At 66.4% G+C, this 13,464-nt stretch carries 14 protein-coding genes; 8 read left to right on the top strand and 6 right to left on the bottom strand.

All coding sequences use genetic code 11. From position 1 onward, the window contains the following. Positions 1-11: 11 nt before the first annotated feature. The 4 genes from ACVCNR_RS08605 to ACVCNR_RS08590 form a co-directional block, all read right to left on the bottom strand. The gene (locus ACVCNR_RS08605) at positions 12-356 is read right to left on the bottom strand and encodes an ArsR/SmtB family transcription factor (RefSeq protein ID WP_447075663.1); all 345 of its coding nucleotides are present in this window, start codon (positions 354-356) and stop codon (positions 12-14) included. Continuing rightward, on the bottom strand, positions 353-1,234 hold the full coding sequence (locus ACVCNR_RS08600; protein ID WP_447074408.1) for an MBL fold metallo-hydrolase: 882 nt from the start codon (positions 1,232-1,234) through the stop codon (positions 353-355). Before ACVCNR_RS08600 ends, ACVCNR_RS08605 begins: the two co-directional genes overlap by 4 nt. 134 nt (positions 1,235-1,368) lie before the next feature. Further along, entirely contained in the window at positions 1,369-2,199 is an 831-nt protein-coding gene (locus ACVCNR_RS08595) for a hormone-sensitive lipase (RefSeq protein ID WP_447074406.1), read from the bottom strand. Positions 2,200-2,273: 74 nt separating this feature from the next. Then, complete coding sequence (locus tag ACVCNR_RS08590) at positions 2,274-2,417, bottom strand: hypothetical protein (RefSeq protein WP_447074405.1); 144 nt, start codon at positions 2,415-2,417, stop codon at positions 2,274-2,276. Positions 2,418-2,457: 40 nt separating this feature from the next. Here ACVCNR_RS08590 and ACVCNR_RS08585 point away from each other — a divergent pair, with 40 nt between their 5' ends. The 8 genes from ACVCNR_RS08585 (at position 2,458) to ACVCNR_RS08550 (ending at position 11,090) form a co-directional block, all read left to right on the top strand. Further along, the gene (locus tag ACVCNR_RS08585; RefSeq protein ID WP_447074404.1) at positions 2,458-4,080 is read left to right on the top strand and encodes an AMP-binding protein; all 1,623 of its coding nucleotides are present in this window, start codon (positions 2,458-2,460) and stop codon (positions 4,078-4,080) included. After that, entirely contained in the window at positions 4,077-4,916 is an 840-nt protein-coding gene (kynA, locus tag ACVCNR_RS08580; RefSeq protein ID WP_447074402.1) for a tryptophan 2,3-dioxygenase, read from the top strand. The genes ACVCNR_RS08585 and kynA overlap by 4 nt, the downstream gene beginning before the upstream one ends. 68 nt (positions 4,917-4,984) lie before the next feature. Beyond that, the gene (locus ACVCNR_RS08575) at positions 4,985-6,121 is read left to right on the top strand and encodes an ABC transporter substrate-binding protein (RefSeq protein ID WP_447074400.1); all 1,137 of its coding nucleotides are present in this window, start codon (positions 4,985-4,987) and stop codon (positions 6,119-6,121) included. 197 nt (positions 6,122-6,318) lie between these two features. After that, positions 6,319-7,239, top strand: coding sequence for a branched-chain amino acid ABC transporter permease (locus ACVCNR_RS08570; RefSeq protein ID WP_354199558.1), 921 nt, complete (start codon positions 6,319-6,321; stop codon positions 7,237-7,239). After that, positions 7,239-8,219 (top strand): branched-chain amino acid ABC transporter permease, encoded by a 981-nt coding sequence (locus ACVCNR_RS08565; protein WP_447074398.1) that lies wholly within the window; start codon positions 7,239-7,241, stop codon positions 8,217-8,219. The genes ACVCNR_RS08570 and ACVCNR_RS08565 overlap by 1 nt, the downstream gene beginning before the upstream one ends. Beyond that, a complete protein-coding gene (locus tag ACVCNR_RS08560; protein ID WP_447074397.1) occupies positions 8,212-8,961 on the top strand; it encodes an ABC transporter ATP-binding protein in 750 nt (249 codons plus the stop codon). The genes ACVCNR_RS08565 and ACVCNR_RS08560 overlap by 8 nt, the downstream gene beginning before the upstream one ends. Next, positions 8,958-9,644, top strand: coding sequence for an ABC transporter ATP-binding protein (locus tag ACVCNR_RS08555; RefSeq protein ID WP_354199561.1), 687 nt, complete (start codon positions 8,958-8,960; stop codon positions 9,642-9,644). The genes ACVCNR_RS08560 and ACVCNR_RS08555 overlap by 4 nt, the downstream gene beginning before the upstream one ends. A 507-nt stretch (positions 9,645-10,151) precedes the next feature. Next, positions 10,152-11,090, top strand: coding sequence for a transposase (locus ACVCNR_RS08550; RefSeq protein ID WP_447073895.1), 939 nt, complete (start codon positions 10,152-10,154; stop codon positions 11,088-11,090). Between the two features lie 12 nt (positions 11,091-11,102). On the opposite strand, the gene kynU is transcribed toward ACVCNR_RS08550, so the two are convergent. Continuing rightward, positions 11,103-12,386, bottom strand: coding sequence for a kynureninase (gene kynU, locus ACVCNR_RS08545; RefSeq protein WP_354199562.1), 1,284 nt, complete (start codon positions 12,384-12,386; stop codon positions 11,103-11,105). 154 nt (positions 12,387-12,540) lie between these two features. After that, on the bottom strand, positions 12,541-13,464 hold the full coding sequence (locus ACVCNR_RS08540; RefSeq protein WP_354199563.1) for an ABC transporter permease: 924 nt from the start codon (positions 13,462-13,464) through the stop codon (positions 12,541-12,543).

The following is a 13,464-nucleotide window of genomic DNA, read 5'->3' as shown; positions in this document are numbered from 1 at the left end:
GCGCGGCTTTCTCACTGCGGCTGCGGGCACGGAACCTGGCAGAACAGGGCGTGCATGGTGTGGATGAAGGGCGCGATGCGCTGGTCGGCCAGCCGGTAGAATACCTGCTTGCCTTCCTTGCGGCTGACGATCAGCTCCGCCTCGCGCAGTTCGGCAAGCTGCTGCGACAGGCCCGGCTGGCGGATGCCGAGAAGGTCCTCCAGTTCGCGCACCGAGCGCTCGCCGTCGACCAGCGCGCAGCACACCAGCAGCCGGTCCGGGTTGGACAGCTTCTTGAGGAAGGCCGATGCCTCGTCGACATGGGCCTTGAGGTTGGCGGCCTCGCAGGACAGGGTTCCGGCAGCGGTCACGATCATCCCCATGGTGCGCCTTTCAGGAGGTCGAGCGGTATCTTGAGATAACGCGTTCCGTTGGCCTCCGGCTCGGGCAGGCGGCCGCCATTGGTGTTCACCTGCAAGGATTGCAGGATCAGCTTGGGCATCGGCAAGGTGGCGTCGCGCGCCTGGCGGGCGGCGACATAGTCGGCCTCGGTGAGATATTTCGACATGTGGGTGTTCTTCGCCTTTTGCTCGGCCACGGTCGATTCCCACAGCGGTTCGCGCCCGCCCGGCTGATAGTCGTGACCGGTGAAGATGCGGGTGTCGTCGGGCAGGGCAAGGATTGCCTGGATCGATGTCCACAGCGCCGAGGCGCTGCCGCCGGGAAAATCGGCGCGGGCGGTGCCGCTGTCGGGCATGAACAGCGTGTCGTGGACGAAGGCGGCATCGCCGATGACATAGGTGATCGAGGCCAGCGTGTGGCCGGGCGAGAACATGACGCGGGCCGGGATGGAACCCACCATGAAGGTGTCGCCGTCGGCGAACAGCCGGTCCCATTGCGAGCCGTCGGCGGGGAAATCGGGCCAGTTGTAGAAGCCTTTCCAGAGCTTCTGCACCTCGACGATCTTCTCGCCGATGGCGGTCGGCGCCCCGGTCTTCTGCCTGAGGTAGTGGGCGGCGGAGAAATGGTCGGCATGGGGATGGGTGTCGAGGATCCATTCGACGGCCAGCCCCCTCTCGCGGACGAAATCGAGGATGCGGTCGGCATTGGTGGAGGCGGTCTGGCCGGACTTCTCGTCGAAGTCGTAGACCGGGTCGATGATGGCGCATTTGCCGGTCGCCGGATCTGCCACGACATATTGCACCGACCATGTGCGCGGATCGAAGAAGGCGGTAACATCCGGCTTGTTGCTCATGCAGCGATTCCTCTGGCTTGCCGGTTGCTTGACCGGATCACATCTTGAAATCTGCATAAATACGATTGCAAAAAAATGCAATCGTTATTTCGCAAAAGAAGAGCCAGAGAGAGTGAGCCCGGAAAATGCGGCGGTCAGTCGCCAAGCAGGGTCCGGGTCAAGGCATGGTCCGGATCGGCGAGGCCGTCGATGACGTTGAAGTGATGCCGGTCGGGCTCGGCCACGGCGGCGGTGCGCGCGCCGAGGCCGGTCCAGATGTTGGCCAGCAGGGCGTTCTGGCGCAGGAACTCGGCCCGCTCGGCCCCGCCCACCCAGCAGGTGAGGCGGATGCCTTCGCGGGGCCGCAGCAGGGCCGGGCTCTCGGCCAGCGCCTCGCTTTCGTCGATGTGGAGCGTCTCGTTCATGCCGGTGCGCATCAGCGGCCGCAGATCGTGCACGCCGGAGATCGACACGACATGGCGGATGCGGGCCCGTAACGGCTCGGGCAGCGGCGCGCCGGCGCTTGCCATGCGCGATACCAAATGGCCGCCGGCGGAATGGCCGGTGAGCCGCAGCGGGCCGTCGATCTCGCCGGCTGCGAAGGCGATGGCGGACGCGATTTCGCGCACGATGCCGCCGATGCGAATGTCGGGGCAGAGCGTGTAGGAGGGCATGGCCACCGCATGGCCATGCGCGACCGGCCCCGCCGCCAGATGCGACCAATAGCTCTTGTCGAGCCCCATCCAGTAGCCGCCATGCACGAACACCACCAGCCCGCGCGGGGCGCTGTCGGGCAGGAACAGGTCGAGCCGGTTGCGGGGCGCCTCGCCATAGGCGAGGTCGAGCCTCGCCCGGCCCTGTGCCGCCAGCGCCTCGCGAAAGCTGCGCGCCGGCTCCACCCAGGCGGCCGGCCAGCGCTCGCCGCCCGCTATATGGGCGCCGTTGGTGTAGGCGTCGCTCCAGTCCTCGATATGGCGGCTCAGCATGCGTGTCTCCCCGGTCCGTTCGCTGTCGGCACAGCAAGCCGCGTCTGGCGGCTCGAAGTCAATTCCCAAGGCGATCAGCGTAGCGAAGAAACTTTAGGCTTGAAATAGTTTTCGGCCGGTGTCATTTTTTCTCCTGCGACCATGTCGTTGAACCCTTTCGGGAAACGCGCGTTGGGCTGGGAGAGGAACCGGCCCGGGAGCGCGGCGGTTTCCGCCATTACGGGTTCCGGTAGATGTCGCAGGGAGGATATCACGCTTATGCTTGGGCCTACGGCACATATCGACACCTTTACCCGTGACAACCTTCCGCCGCCGGAGCAGTGGCCGGAGTTCCTGCTCGACGGGTTCCGGTATCCAGAATATCTCAATGCCGGCTCCGAACTGACCGACCGCATGGTCGAGCAGGGTTTCGGCGACCATACCGCGCTGATCGGCAACGGGCGGCAGCGCACCTACAAGGAATTGTCGGACTGGACCAACCGCCTCGCCCATGCGCTGGTCGAGGACTATGGCGTCCAGCCCGGCAACCGGGTGCTGATCCGCTCCGCCAACAACCCGGCCATGGTGGCCTGCTGGCTGGCGGCGACCAAGGCCGGCGCCGTCGTCGTCAACACCATGCCGATGCTGCGCGCCGGCGAACTCGCCAAGATCGTCGACAAGGCAGAGGTTTCGCTGGCGCTGTGCGACACGCGGCTGATGGACGAGATGGTGGCCTGCGCCAAGGAAAGCCGCTTCCTGAAGAAAGTGATCGGCTTCGACGGCACCGCCAATCATGACGCGGAACTCGACCGCATCGCGCTCGGCAAGTCCGTGCGTTTCGAGGCGGTGAAGACCGGGCGCGACGATGTCGCCCTGCTCGGCTTCACCTCCGGCACCACCGGCGTGCCCAAGGCGACCATGCATTTCCACCGCGATCTCCTGATCATCGCCGACGGCTATGCGAAGGAAGTGCTCGGCGTGACGCCGGATGACGTGTTCGTCGGCTCGCCGCCGCTGGCCTTCACCTTCGGGCTCGGCGGGCTGGCGGTGTTTCCCCTGCGCTTCGGCGCCACGGCGACGCTGCTCGAAAACGCCTCGCCGCCGAACATGATCGAGATCATCGAGAAATACCGCGCCACCATCTCCTTCACCGCGCCCACCGCCTACCGGGCGATGATGAAGGCCATGGACGAAGGCGCCGACCTGTCGTCGCTGCGTGTCGCGGTCTCGGCCGGCGAGACGCTGCCGGGCCCGGTGTTCGAGGAATGGGTGCAAAAGACCGGCAAGCCGATCCTCGACGGCATCGGGGCGACCGAAATGCTGCACATCTTCATCTCCAACCGTTTCGGGGATATGCGCCCGGCCTCGACCGGCAGGCCGGTGCGCGGCTATGAGGCGCGCATCGTCGACGAGGATATGAACGAGGTGCCGCGCGGCACGGTCGGCCGGCTGGCGGTGCGCGGCCCGACCGGCTGCCGCTACATGGCGGACGAACGCCAGCGCGACTATGTGCGCGACGGCTGGAACCTGACCGGCGACTCCTTCATCCAGGACGAGGACGGCTTCTTCCACTTCGCCGCGCGTTCCGACGACATGATCGTCTCGGCCGGCTACAACATCGCCGGGCCGGAGGTCGAGGCGGCGCTGCTGGCCCATGACGATGTGGCCGAATGCGCGGTGATCGGCGCGCCGGACCCGGAGCGCGGCCAGATCGTCGAGGCCTATGTGGTGCTGGCGCACGGCAAGGCTGGCGATGCCGCCATGGCCAAGCTGTTGCAGGATCACGTCAAGGCGACCATCGCGCCCTATAAATATCCGCGCTCGATCCGCTTCCTCGATGCGCTGCCCAAGACGCAGACCGGCAAGATCCAGCGCTTCAGGCTGAGGGTGGAACGCCAATGAGCCAGCAACCCTACGATCCTTCCGCCGAAGGCGCGCAGATGTCGTTTCGGGGGCGCATGTCCTATGGCGACTATCTGCAACTGGAAAAGGTGCTGGATGCGCAGGCGCCGCTTTCTGATGCCCATGACGAGATGCTGTTCATCATCCAGCACCAGACCTCGGAACTGTGGATGAAGCTGGCCCTGCACGAGCTGCGCTCGGCCATCGCCTGTGTGCAGCGGGGCGAGGTGCGGCCCTGCTTCAAGATGCTGACGCGCGTGGCGCGCATCTTCGAGCAGCTCAACAGCGCCTGGGACGTGCTGCGCACCATGACGCCCAGCGAATATACCGAGTTCCGCAACGCGCTCGGCCAGTCGTCCGGCTTCCAGTCCTGGCAGTACAGGGCGATCGAATTCCTTGCCGGCAACCGCAACCTGGCCATGCTGGGGCCGCACAAGCATCGGCCCGAAGTGGTGGCGAAGCTGGAGGAAATCCTCGCCCGGCCCTCGCTTTACGACGAGGCGATCCTGCTGCTTGGCCGCAGCGGCTTCGACATCGGCGCCGATGGTGCGCGCAGCGACTGGCGCGAGACCCGGGCCGAAAGCGAGGCGGTGCTGGCGGCCTGGCAGGCGGTGTACAGGGAGCCGAACCGCTATTGGGAGCTCTATGAGCTGGCCGAGAAGCTGGTCGATTTCGAGGACTACTTCCGCCGCTGGCGCTTCAACCACGTGACCACGGTGGAGCGCATCATCGGCCTGAAGCGCGGCACCGGGGGAACCGGCGGCGTTTCCTATCTAAAACGAATGCTTGAGGTTGAACTGTTTCCCGAACTCTGGAAAGTTCGCACCCGGCTTTAGGGCATGATCCCGAAGGTTGGGGACTATCGAAAAACGTCTCTGGACGGGGAATCTGGGAGGAGAATGAAATGCGCAGCATAGTGACGGCGAGCCTGCTCGCCCTTTCGATGACGGTTGCGGGGCTGGCGCAGGCCGAGCCGGTGAAGATCGGCGTCATCACCACGCTGTCGGGCGGTGGCGCGGGCCTTGGCGTCGATACGCGCGACGCACTGGTGCTGGCGTTCAAGAAGGCCGGCAACAAGGATGTCGAGCTGGTCATCGAGGACGACGCGCAGAAGCCGGAACTGGCCGTGCAGATCGCCGAAAAGATGATCCAGAGCGACAAGGTCGACCTGATGACCGGCATCATCTGGTCCAACCTCGCCATGGCGGTGGTGCCGAACACGGTGGCGCAGGACGTCATCTATCTCTCGCCCAATGCCGGCCCGTCGGCGCTGGCCGGGGCCAACTGCCACAAGAACTATTTCAACGTCGCCTACCAGAACGACAATTTCCACGAGGCGATGGGCCAATACGCCAACCAGGACTACAAGAAGACCTTCATCCTCGCCCCCAACTATCCGGCCGGCAAGGATTCGCTGACCGGCTTCAAGCGCTACTACAAGGGTGAGCTGGCCGGCGAGCTCTACACGCAGGTCGGCCAGACCGACTATGCGGCCGAGATCGCACAGATCCGCGCCTCGGGTGCGGATTCGGTGTTCTTCTTCCTGCCGGGCGGCATGGGCATCGCCTTCATGAAGCAATATGCGCAGTCGGGCGTCGGCCTGCCGGTGCTGGGGCCGAGCTTCTCCTTCAGCCAGGACGTGCTGCCGGCCGTGGGCGACGCGGCGCTCGGCGTGAAGAATTCTGCGAGCTGGTCGAAGGACCTCGACAACGAGGCCAACAAGGAATTCGTCGAAGCCTTCCAGACCGAATATGGCCGCCTGCCGTCGATCTACGCCGCGCAGAGCTGGGATACGGCGAACCTCATCCTGTCGGCGCTCGCCAAGGCCAGCGTCAAGGACAAGGACGCCTTCCGCGCCGCCCTCAAGGAGGCGGACTTCAAGTCGGTGCGCGGCGAGTTCACCTTCAACACCAACCAGCATCCGATCCAGAACATCTATGTGCGCGAGGTGGTGAAGGAAGGCGACGTGCTGACCAACAAGATCATCGGCACCGCCTTCGAGAAGCATGGCGACGCCTATGTCGAGCAGTGCAAGATGTAGGTTTCTTTCTCCCTTGCGGGAGAATGAGTCGGCCCCTCACCCTTACCCTCTCCCCATTAAACGGGGAGAGGGGTTCTCCAACGCCACGGTCAGGTCTCCTCTCCCCGCATGCGGGGAGAGGATGCCGGCAGGCAGGTGAGGGGGCGGCGCAGCGTCACAAGCCGATCCATCGATAACCCACGCGGAACCCCTCGCTTTTGTCCATTGCCCTCATCATCGAACAGCTTCTGAACGGGCTCCAGCTCGGCGTCATGCTGTTCCTGATCGCCGCCGGGCTGACGCTGATCTTCGGCGTCATGGGGCTGATCAACCTCGCCCATGGCTCGCTCTACATGATCGGGGCCTTCGCCTGCGCGGCGGTGGCGGCGGCCACCGGCTCGTTCTGGATCGGGCTCGTCGCCAGCCTTGCGGCGGCGGCGGCCGCCGGTGCGCTGATGGAGGTGGCCGTCATCCGCCGCCTTTACGAGCGCGACCATCTCGACCAGGTGCTGGCGACCTTCGCGCTCATCCTCATCCTGTCGGAAGGTATGCGCTGGTTGTTCGGGTCCTTCCCGCTCTATCTCGACATTCCGCCGGTGCTGCAAGGCGCGGTGCCGCTGCCGGGCGGCGGGCAATACCAGCTCTACCGGCTGGCGATCATCGGCGTCGGCATCGTCGTCGCGGTCGGGCTCTATCTCTTGATTTCGCGCACCCGGCTCGGCATGCGCATCCGCGCCGGCGAAAGCGACCGCGAGATGATCGCGGCGCTCGGCGTCGACATCCGCACCCTCTACACCGTGGTCTTCGCGCTCGGTGCCGCCCTTGCCGGGCTGGCCGGCGCGCTGGTCGGGGCGCTGCAATCGGTGCAGGTCGGCATGGGTGAGCCGGCGCTGATCCTCGCCTTCGTGGTCATCGTCATCGGCGGCATCGGCTCGATCAAGGGGGCGCTGGTCGGCGCCGTGCTGGTCGGCGTGGTCGATACGATGGGCCGTTTCCTGCTGCCCAAGCTGCTGGCGCTCGCCCTGCCGGCCTCGCAGGCCAATTCCGTCGGGGCCGCACTTGCCTCGATGCTGATCTACATCGTCATGGCGCTGATCCTCGCCTTCCGGCCGCGCGGCCTGTTTGCGGGGCAGGCATGATGGCGGGCGTATCGCGCGAGACATGGATCAGCGCCGTGCTGGTCGCATTGCTGGTTGCCGTGCCGCTGGCGGCGACGGCGGCGGGCGAGCCGTTCTACGTCACGCTTGCCACCCGCATCGCCATACTGGCGCTGGCGGCGGTGGGCCTGAACATCGCGCTCGGCCTCGGCGGGCTGGTGTCGTTCGGGCATGCCGCCTTCTTCGGCCTCGGTGGCTATGTGGCCGGCATCTTCGCCGCCCACGCCTTCAACGGCGCCCCGCTGCCCTTCGGCTTCGCGGCCACCACGGCGATGCCGGTGATCTGGCTGGTGGCGATTGCGCTGTGCGGGCTGGTGGCGCTGCCCATCGGTGCGATATCGCTGCGCACCGCCGGCGTCTACTTCATCATGATCACGCTGGCCTTTGCCCAGATGATCTACTACTTCGCCGTCTCCTGGCCGGACTATGGCGGCGAGGACGGGCTGTCGATCTATGTGCGCAACAGCTTTCCCGGCCTCAATACGGCGCAGCCTCTGCCCTATTTCCTGCTTTGCCTCGGCCTGCTGGCGGCGGGACTGGTGCTGTTCTGGTGCATCCAGGGTTCACGCTTCGGCGCTGCGCTGGAAGCTTCGCGGCAGAACGCGACGCGGCTCGCCGCCGTCGGCATCACGCCCTTCGGCATCCGGCTCGCCGCCTTCGTCATCTCGGCCATGGTGACGGGACTGGCGGGCGCGCTGTTCGCCGACCTCAACCGCTTCGTCAGCCCCTCCATGCTGTCCTGGCACATGTCGGGCGAGCTGATCGTGCTCATCATCCTCGGCGGCAAGGGGCGGCTGTTCGGGCCGTTGGCCGGGGCCATGGTCTATGTGCTGTTCGAATATGCGCTGGGCGGCATCACCGAGCGCTGGCAGTTCTTCCTCGGGCTGATCCTGCTCGGCGTGGTGCTGTTCGCGCGCGGCGGTTTTCTGGGGCTTCTGGCCGGAAAGGCACGCCATGGCTGAGCCGATCCTGCAGCTCTCAGAAATCCGCAAGACCTTCGGGGCGCTGAAGGCCACCGACGGGGTGAGCCTCGACCTGCGCAAAGGCGAAATCCATGCGCTGATCGGCCCGAACGGGGCCGGCAAGAGCACGCTGATCCACCAGATCTGCGGGTCGATCCGGCCCGACAGCGGCACCATCCGCTTCCTTGGCGAGGACATGGCCGGGCTCGACATGGCGGCGCGGGTGCGCAAGGGACTTGGCCGCAGCTTCCAGATATCCTCGCTGGCCCCGGAATTTTCGGCGCTGCGCAATGTCATGCTGGCCGTGCAGGCCAGGCAGGGCTCGAGCTACCGCTTCTTCCGGCCGGTGGCGGGCGACCGCAGCCTGACCGGGCCGGCCATGGCCATGCTGGAACGCGTCGGGCTGGAGAAGCGGGCAAAAGTGCCGGCGGCGGAGCTGTCGCATGGCGAGCGCCGCCAGCTCGAAATCGCCATCGCTCTGGCGCTGGAGCCGAAGGCCTTTTTGTTCGACGAGCCGATGGCCGGGCTCGGGCCGGAAGGCTCGAAGCGGCTGACCGGCTTCCTAGACGGGTTGCGCCATGAAGCGCCGATCCTGCTGGTCGAGCACGACATGGACGCCGTCTTCGCGCTGGCCGACCGCATTTCGGTGCTGGTCTACGGCCGCATCATCGCCACCGGCACCGTGGCCGAAATCCGCTCCGATCCGGCAGTGCGGCGCGCCTATCTCGGAGACGCGGCATGAGCCTGCTTGTCCTCGACCGTGTCGAAAGTTTCTACGGGGCCAGCCAGGCGCTGTTCGGCGTCAAGCTGACCATCGAGGACGGCGAGGTGGTGGCATTGATGGGCCGCAACGGCATGGGCAAGACCACCACCATCAGCTCCATTCTCGGCCTCGTGCGGCCGCGTGCTGGCTCGATCCGCTTTGCCGGCAAGGAACTGGCCGGCCTGCGCCCGCATCGCATCGCGCGGCTGGGGCTGGGGCTGGTGCCGGAAGGGCGGCGCTGCTTCCCGAACCTCACCGTGGAGGAAAACCTGCTGGTGGCGGCGCGCGGCAGCGACTGGACGCTGGGGCGGGTGACGGAGCTGTTCCCGCGCCTCGGCGAACGGCGCAGCCAATATGCCAACACGCTTTCGGGCGGCGAGCAGCAGATGCTGGCCATCGGCCGGGCGCTGATGACCAATCCGCGCCTGCTGATCCTCGACGAGGCGACCGAGGGGCTCGCCCCGGTGATCAGGCAGGACATCTGGGCGGCGATCCGCAAGCTCAAGGCCGCCGGCCAGTCGATCCTGGTGGTCGACAAGACGCTGTCGGAACTGCTGCCGGTGGCCGACCGCTGCTTCGTGCTCGAAAAGGGCGTTACGGTGTTCGAAGGCACGCCGGATGCGCTGACGCCCGAATTGCAGGATCGCTACCTGGGGGTTTGACCAGCGCTCCGCGCGTCATCCCGGCCAAGGGAGCGTAGTGATCGCAAGCCGGGCTCCATGCCGGAACAGCAAGTGGTTATTCTGACAGACCGCGGCATGGATTCCCGACACTCTCCATTCACTTCGCTCATTTCGAGGCCGGGAATGACGGGAAAGTATAAGTACACTCGTCATTCTCGACGTTGGAGCGACCACAGGTGGCGGAAAGTGTCGGGAATCCATGCCTGAACCTTGAAGCGTCACGGAATGGATCCCGGACAGCCTGCCTTCGCTTCGCTGCGGCAGACTTCCGGGATTGTTTGATCGATATGGGGTAGGTTGAGCAGCGAGGCTGCGGGCCTGCAAACCCGCAGCCTCGGCGGCAGGCGACCGGTTCCGGGATCGGGCCGACACCCGACGTCATCAAGGTCTCTGCCGCCTTTGCACCCCCGCTTGGAGAGTTGATCGGGCCTCTGGCACACCACCACGCCCGCAAACAATCCGAAGCCTGCAAAGGATAGCACCGTCATGACCTTCCTGCACCATGCGCCCGTCCGCTGCCTCGGTGTCGATGTCGCCAGGGACCGGCTGGCCGTCGATGACGGCATCACGGCTGCGACTGTCGCCAACAGCCGCGCAGCCATCCGCTCGCTGCTCAGGACCAGCCGCCCCGATCTCGTCGTGTGCGAACCGACGGGCGGCTACGAGTTGCTGCTCCTGGAAGAGTGCCTGAGGGCCGGCATCGCCTGCCACCGCGCCGACACGCTCAGGCTCAAGGCCTTCATCCGCTCCTTCGGAACGCTGGGCAAAAGCGACGCCATCGACGCCGCGCAGATGGCCGCCTATGGACGCGAGCGCTGGACGAAGCTGCCCTTGTGGCAGGCGCCCGACGCCGACGAGAAGCAGATGCAGGCCCTCGTGCGCCGAAGGGCCGACCTGGTCGCATTCAAGGTTGCCGAGCAGAACCGGTCACGGGCACCCGGTGCCAGGGCGATGGCCGCCTCGTTTCGGGCCATGCTCGCAACAATCACCCGGCAGATCGCGGCGCTCGAGCGGGCGATCGCCGCGCTGGTGGCGCAAAACGCGGGCCTGCGCCACCGCGTCGCCATCTGCACCGGCATGAACGGCATCGGCACGGTCAGCGCCGTGACGATCCTCGCCCTGATGCCCGAGCTCGGCCATCTCCAGCGCCGACAGGCCGCAGCGCTGGCCGGCACCGCCCCGCACCCCAACGAGAGCGGCACAGCAAGGGGCCGGCGACGCCAGCGCGGCGGCAGACCGCAGGTCAGGACCGCACTCTTCATGCCGGCCTTGCGCGCCGCTGCCGGACAAGGCGAGTTCGCCGCCTTCTACGCGCGCCTCATCGCCAACGGAAAACCACCGATCCTCGCAATCGCAGCGACCATGCGAAAGATCATCATAACCCTCAACGCAAGGCTCAGAGACAATCAAAACCATCAGAGTTGATGACGAAGAGAGTTATGTCACCGCAGCGCGAACCGCGAAGCGCGGTTCCTTCCAGATGCCGCTTGACAGAATCTCTTCAAGGATGCCGACCGCATCCCACACGTCGCGATAGCTGGTGTAGAGCGGGGTGAAGCCGAAGCGCAGCGTGGCGGGGGCGCGGAAATCGCCGATGACGCCGCGCTCGATCAGCGCCTGCATCACCTCATAGGCGTTGGCATGGGCGAAGGACACCTGGCTGCCGCGCCGTGCCCGGTCGCGGGTGGTTTCCAGGGAAACCCCGTATTGCCCGCAGCGGGCCTCGACCAGCGCGATGAACAGATCGGTGAGCGCCAGGCTCTTTTCCCGCAAGGCCGTCATGTCGACCTCGTCCCAGATGTCGAGCGCGCCCTTCAGGGCCCGCATCGAGAGCACCGGCTGGGTGCCGCACTGGAAACGCTGGATGCCGGAGGCGCCGGCATAGCCGCGCTCCATGGCGAAGGGGCGGGCATGGCCCCACCAGCCGGAAAGCGGCTGGACGATGTCGTCGTGGTGGCGGCGGGCGGCATAGATGAAAGCCGGCGCGCCCGGGCCGCCGTTGAGGTATTTATACGTGCAGCCAACCGCGAAATCGGCCCCGACGGCGTCGAGTTCCACCGGCAGCGCGCCGGCGCTGTGGCACAGGTCCCAGACCGCCATCGCGCCGGCCTCGTGGATGCGCCGCGTCAGCGCCGCCATGTCGCGCAGCTCGCCGGTCTTGTAGTTGACATGGTTGACCAGCACGACGGCCACGCTGTCGTCAATCAGGTCCTCGATGGTGGGCGCATCGACGCCTTCCAGCTTCAGCGACGTGCCCGGACGGGAGGAAACGACGCCCTCGGCCATGTAGAGGTCGGTCGGGAAGGAACCGCCTTCGGCGACGATGACGCTGCGGCCGGGCCGCATGGCGAGGGCGGCATGCAGTGCCTTGTAGATGTTGATCGAGGTGGTGTCGGTCACCACGACCTGGCCTTCCGCCGCGCCGACCAGCCGGCCGATGCGGTCGCCGAGCCTGAGCGGCATGTCGAACCAGCCGGCGCTGTTCCAGGCGCGGATCAGGTCGTGGCTCCATTCCTGCCCGGCCGCCTTGCCGAGTTCGGCAAGTGCGGCAGAAGAGGCCGCGCCCAGCGAATTGCCGTCCAGATAGATCACGCCTTCCGGCAGCACGAAACGCGCGCGGAAGGCGCTGAGCGGGTCGGCCTTGTCCATCGCCCCGATGGCGGCCAGGTCGATGGCGGCCGGATCGATAGCGGCAGGATCGGCGGCGGAAACAGCGGACATGAAACCTCCTTGCGGGCGTGCCTCGGCGGGAGGCTTGCCCGGCTGTTGCGGTCGGGGCTGCCGGCGAAGCGCGGTGGCTTCGCCGGAGCGTTCTGGCTCTTGTCTTGACGCAATTCCGCGCGGGAAGCCGGATCCCGCTTTCCCGGGAATTGCCCTATTCGCGGAACGCTTCCTTGGCGGCGGCGGGGCCGCGCCCCCGCTTGAGGCTGGGCAGCGCCAGCATGGTCAGCACGAACAGGCCCGTCGCCAGCTTGAGGTCGGGCGGCGGCATGCCGGCGGCAAGGCACAGCGACACGAGCTGGTAGTAGACGATGGCGCCGACAAAGGGGGCCAGAAGCTGGCGCAGCACCGTCTGCTTGCCGGTGATCGCCTCGCCGATCATCAGCGCGGCCAAGCCGTTGATGAGCACGCCGATGCCCATGTTGACGTCGGCAAACCCCTGGCTCTGCACCATCAGCGCGCCGCCGGTGGCGGAGAAGGCGCCGGCCAGCCCGATGCCGCCGATGGTGGCGGCCCAGACGTTGATGCCCTGCGCCTCGGCCATGTCCGGGTTGGAGCCGACCGCGCGCATGGCGGTGCCCTTCTCGGTCTTGAAGTAGAAATAGAGCAGCGCGAACACGGCCAGAACCACGAGGCCGGCGACCACGATCTTCGAGGGTGGGAAGCCTGCCCGCAGGCCCGGCACCCAGTCATAGACGGTCGGGTTGCCGAATACCGACAGGTTGGAGCGGCCCATGATGCGCAGGTTGACGCTGTAGAGCATGGTCATTACCAGGATGCCGGCCAGCAGCGTGTGGATGCGGAAGCGCAGATGGATGAAGGCGGTGCAGCAGCCGGCGACGAAGCCCGCGGCGAGGGCGGCGGCGATGGCGGCCACTGGCGAGGCGCCGGCGACCAGCATGACCCCGCACACGCTGCCGCCGAGCGGGAAGGCGCCCTCGCTGGTCAGGTCCGGGAAGCTCAGCATGCGGAACGGGATCATGATGCCGAGCACGACGAAGCTCAGGATCAGGCTCTGTGCCAGCGTGACGGGAATGAGCGAGACGAAGCTCGACAGGGTGGTTTCGATGAAGCCCAT

This window comes from Aquamicrobium terrae, assembly GCF_052978165.1.
The sequence above is the reverse complement of the archived record's forward strand: the minus strand, read 5'-3'. Positions and strand labels throughout refer to the sequence as shown.

Coding starts and splice junctions, on each gene's coding strand:
- ACVCNR_RS08605 (WP_447075663.1), bottom strand. CDS start 356: ATGATCGTGACCGCTGCCGGAACCCTGTCCTGCGAGGCCGCCAACCTC.
- ACVCNR_RS08600 (WP_447074408.1), bottom strand. CDS start 1,234: ATGAGCAACAAGCCGGATGTTACCGCCTTCTTCGATCCGCGCACATGG.
- ACVCNR_RS08595 (WP_447074406.1), bottom strand. CDS start 2,199: ATGCTGAGCCGCCATATCGAGGACTGGAGCGACGCCTACACCAACGGC.
- ACVCNR_RS08590 (WP_447074405.1), bottom strand. CDS start 2,417: ATGGCGGAAACCGCCGCGCTCCCGGGCCGGTTCCTCTCCCAGCCCAAC.
- ACVCNR_RS08585 (WP_447074404.1), top strand. CDS start 2,458: ATGCTTGGGCCTACGGCACATATCGACACCTTTACCCGTGACAACCTT.
- kynA (WP_447074402.1), top strand. CDS start 4,077: ATGAGCCAGCAACCCTACGATCCTTCCGCCGAAGGCGCGCAGATGTCG.
- ACVCNR_RS08575 (WP_447074400.1), top strand. CDS start 4,985: ATGCGCAGCATAGTGACGGCGAGCCTGCTCGCCCTTTCGATGACGGTT.
- ACVCNR_RS08565 (WP_447074398.1), top strand. CDS start 7,239: ATGGCGGGCGTATCGCGCGAGACATGGATCAGCGCCGTGCTGGTCGCA.
- ACVCNR_RS08560 (WP_447074397.1), top strand. CDS start 8,212: ATGGCTGAGCCGATCCTGCAGCTCTCAGAAATCCGCAAGACCTTCGGG.
- ACVCNR_RS08555 (WP_354199561.1), top strand. CDS start 8,958: ATGAGCCTGCTTGTCCTCGACCGTGTCGAAAGTTTCTACGGGGCCAGC.
- ACVCNR_RS08550 (WP_447073895.1), top strand. CDS start 10,152: ATGACCTTCCTGCACCATGCGCCCGTCCGCTGCCTCGGTGTCGATGTC.
- kynU (WP_354199562.1), bottom strand. CDS start 12,386: ATGTCCGCTGTTTCCGCCGCCGATCCTGCCGCTATCGATCCGGCCGCC.
- ACVCNR_RS08540 (WP_354199563.1), bottom strand. CDS start 13,464: ATGGGCTTCATCGAAACCACCCTGTCGAGCTTCGTCTCGCTCATTCCC.